At 50.5% G+C, this 2,471-nt stretch carries 5 protein-coding genes; all 5 read right to left on the reverse strand.

Features of this window, described 5'->3' with window-relative positions; translation table 11 throughout:
• Position 1: 1 nt before the first annotated feature.
• Positions 2 to 118 carry a 50S ribosomal protein L36 gene (rpmJ, locus tag ACRCWW_RS15755; RefSeq protein ID WP_000868187.1) on the reverse strand — a complete coding sequence of 39 codons (117 nt, stop codon included), beginning with the start codon at positions 116 to 118 and terminating at the stop codon, positions 2 to 4.
• Positions 119 to 149: 31 nt separating this feature from the next.
• Positions 150 to 1,481: a preprotein translocase subunit SecY gene (gene secY / locus ACRCWW_RS15760; protein ID WP_097165005.1), complete on the reverse strand. Its 1,332-nt coding sequence runs from the start codon at positions 1,479 to 1,481 to the stop codon at positions 150 to 152.
• 7 nt (positions 1,482 to 1,488) lie between these two features.
• Entirely contained in the window at positions 1,489 to 1,923 is a 435-nt protein-coding gene (gene rplO / locus ACRCWW_RS15765) for a 50S ribosomal protein L15 (protein WP_097165004.1), read from the reverse strand.
• Between the two features lie 3 nt (positions 1,924 to 1,926).
• Positions 1,927 to 2,106, reverse strand: coding sequence for a 50S ribosomal protein L30 (rpmD, locus tag ACRCWW_RS15770; protein WP_004846568.1), 180 nt, complete (start codon positions 2,104 to 2,106; stop codon positions 1,927 to 1,929).
• Between the two features lie 3 nt (positions 2,107 to 2,109).
• Positions 2,110 to 2,471: 30S ribosomal protein S5 (rpsE, locus tag ACRCWW_RS15775; RefSeq protein ID WP_438683244.1), on the reverse strand; the 362-nt coding region annotated here is incomplete at its 5' end.

Genomic DNA, 2,471 nt, shown 5'->3' on the forward strand with positions numbered 1-2,471 from the left:
ATCAGCCTTGGCGCTGTTTATGCTTCGGCTCGGCACTGCAAATCACACGGATGACACCATCACGCTTAACGATTTTGCAGTTACGGCATAATTTCTTGACGGAAGCACGAACTTTCATTTTTACTCTCCGTAACTTCTCGGGCGCCCTGTTAGCGGCCGTAGCCTTTCAGGTTCGCCTTCTTCAATGCAGACTCATACTGACTTGACATCATCAGAGTTTGCACTTGAGCCATAAAGTCCATAATCACGACAACAACGATGAGCAGTGATGTTCCACCGAAGTAGAACGGCACTTTCATTGCATCACGCATGAACTCCGGGATCAGGCAGATAAAAGTGATGTACAACGCACCAACCAAAGTCAGGCGGGTCATTACTTTATCGATATACTTCGCCGTTTGTTCTCCCGGACGAATTCCTGGTACGAATGCACCGGACTTCTTCAGGTTATCTGCTGTTTCACGTGGGTTGAAAACCAACGCTGTGTAGAAGAAACAGAAGAAGATGATTGCAGACGCATAGAGTAACACATAAAGCGGTTGTCCAGGCTGCAAATACAGCGAAATTGTTGTCAGCCAGTTCCAACCAGTACCGCCCCCGAACCATGACGCGATGGTCGCCGGGAACAGGATAATACTGGAAGCGAAAATTGCCGGGATTACCCCCGCCATATTCACTTTCAGCGGTAAATGTGTGCTCTGTGCAGCATAGACACGACGACCCTGTTGACGTTTCGCGTAGTTTACCACAATGCGGCGTTGACCACGTTCAACAAAGACAACAAAGAAGGTCACTGCAAATACTAATACTGCAACCAACAGCAACAGGAGGAAGTGCAGGTCGCCTTGACGCGCTTGCTCGATAGTATGGGCGATGGCTGGCGGGAGTCCCGCAACAATACCGGCGAAGATAATGATTGAGATACCGTTACCGATACCACGCTCAGTAATCTGTTCGCCGAGCCACATCAGGAACATTGTTCCAGTGACCAGACTTACAACAGCGGTGAAATAGAATGCAAAGCCGGGATTAATCACCAGACCTTGCATACCAGGCATATTCGGCAGACCGGTAGCAATACCGGTTGCCTGGAATATTGCCAGCACCAGAGTGCCGTAGCGGGTGTACTGGCTAATCTTACGACGTCCAGATTCCCCTTCCTTCTTGATCTCCGCCAACGTTGGATGAACCACCGTCAGAAGCTGGATAATGATCGATGCCGAAATATACGGCATGATCCCCAGCGCGAAGATAGAAGCACGGCTGAGTGCACCACCAGAGAACATGTTAAACATTTCAATGATGGTGCCTCGCTGTTGCTCAAGCAGTTTGGCAAGTACAGCGGCATCAATACCAGGGATTGGAATAAAAGAGCCAATACGGAACACAATCAGCGCGCCGATAACAAACAGCAGTCTGCGTTTCAGCTCACCTAAGCCACCTTTGGCACTTTGAAAATCTAATCCCGGTTGTTTAGCCATCTGCTACTTATTCCTCGATTTTACCGCCAGCAGCTTCGATAGCAGCACGAGCGCCTTTAGTCACGCGCAGGCCGTTAACAGTTACCGGACGGGTTACTTCACCAGCCAGAATCACTTTCGCGAATTCGATCTGGATGCCGATAATGTTAGCTGCTTTCAGCGTGTTCAGGTCAACTACGTCGCCTTCTACTTTAGCCAGATCAGACAGACGAACTTCAGCTGTGATCATTGCTTTGCGTGAAGTGAAACCGAACTTCGGCAGACGACGGTACAGAGGCATCTGACCACCCTCGAAACCGCGACGTACGCCACCGCCAGAACGAGAGTTCTGACCTTTGTGACCACGACCACCGGTTTTACCGAGGCCAGAACCGATACCACGACCCAGGCGTTTACCCGCCTTTTTAGAGCCTTCGGCCGGAGACAGAGTATTTAAACGCATCTCTTACTCCTCAACTTTAACCATGTAGGAAACCGCGTTGACCATACCGCGTACAGCAGGAGTATCCTCGCGCTCTACGGTGTGGCCAATACGACGCAGACCCAGGCCAAGCAGCGTTGCCTTGTGTTTCGGCAGACGACCGATTGCACTGCGGGTTTGAGTAATTTTAATAGTCTTTGCCATGGTTTATTTCCCCAGAATTTCTTCAACGGATTTACCACGCTTGGCAGCGACCATTTCCGGAGATTTCATATTTTCCAGGCCATCGATAGTTGCACGCACCACGTTAATCGGGTTAGTGGAACCATACGCTTTAGCCAGAACGTTACGAACTCCAGCGACTTCCAGAACGGCGCGCATTGCACCACCGGCGATGATACCGGTACCTTCGGAAGCCGGCTGCATGAATACACGAGAACCCGTGTGAACACCTTTAACTGGGTGTTGCAGGGTGCCGTGGTTCAGCGCGACGTTAATCATATTGCGACGGGCTTTTTCCATCGCTTTCTGGATCGCTGCTGGAACTTCACGCGCTTTACCGTAACCAA

Origin of the sequence: Scandinavium sp. (genome assembly GCF_051650185.1) — a bacterium.
In the GTDB taxonomy this organism is placed as follows: Bacteria; Pseudomonadota; Gammaproteobacteria; order Enterobacterales; family Enterobacteriaceae; genus Scandinavium.

What these genes read in the sequence shown, in the direction of transcription:
- rplO (WP_097165004.1), bottom strand. Translation starts at nt 1,923, where the DNA reads ATGCGTTTAAATACTCTGTCTCCGGCCGAAGGCTCTAAAAAGGCGGGT.
- secY (WP_097165005.1), bottom strand. Translation starts at nt 1,481, where the DNA reads ATGGCTAAACAACCGGGATTAGATTTTCAAAGTGCCAAAGGTGGCTTA.
- rpmJ (WP_000868187.1), bottom strand. Translation starts at nt 118, where the DNA reads ATGAAAGTTCGTGCTTCCGTCAAGAAATTATGCCGTAACTGCAAAATC.
- rpmD (WP_004846568.1), bottom strand. Translation starts at nt 2,106, where the DNA reads ATGGCAAAGACTATTAAAATTACTCAAACCCGCAGTGCAATCGGTCGT.